Below are 456 nucleotides of genomic sequence, written 5' to 3'. Positions count from 1 at the left end.
AACAAATTCGCAATCAAGGCGGCTATTGCAGGCGCAAGCTTTCAAATGGCAGGATGGGCTACCGCTGCTTCTGCAGCAGGTGGTTTGTTCTCCGGCATGGCTTCTGGAATGCAGAATTCAATAAACTGGGACAACTATAACAAAAACCAAGACTTGAACCGACAAATGCAAATGCAACTTATGCAGATGCAAGGGCAAAATCAACTCGCTCTGTCGAAACAAAACTTTGACCAATCCTTGTCGCTTAAGGGTTTGACTTCTACTAGCTCTCAAGCTGGTAATAATCAAATCAGACCAACCCTCGGACTACAACAAACCGATCGTGGAACGGTTGGTTTTACTTCTGGCGGAACGCTTTCAGACGAAGCCAGAGGTATGACTACCGGAAATGACATTCACGGATTGACCGCAGACACTAGTAGTAGTAGAGTCCTTAATTCTACTACAAACAACGCG

General features: G+C 45.6%; 1 protein-coding gene. It reads left to right on the top strand.

Annotated elements, in window-relative coordinates:
- Positions 1-456: hypothetical protein (locus tag QWJ41_RS20805; protein ID WP_302710379.1), on the top strand; the 456-nt coding region annotated here is incomplete at both ends.

Origin of the sequence: Nocardioides cremeus (genome assembly GCF_030518195.1) — a bacterium.
Taxonomy (GTDB): domain Bacteria; phylum Actinomycetota; class Actinomycetes; order Propionibacteriales; family Nocardioidaceae; genus Nocardioides; species Nocardioides cremeus.
Note: the sequence above shows the minus strand (reverse complement) of the source record. Positions and strands in the feature narration are given on the sequence as shown.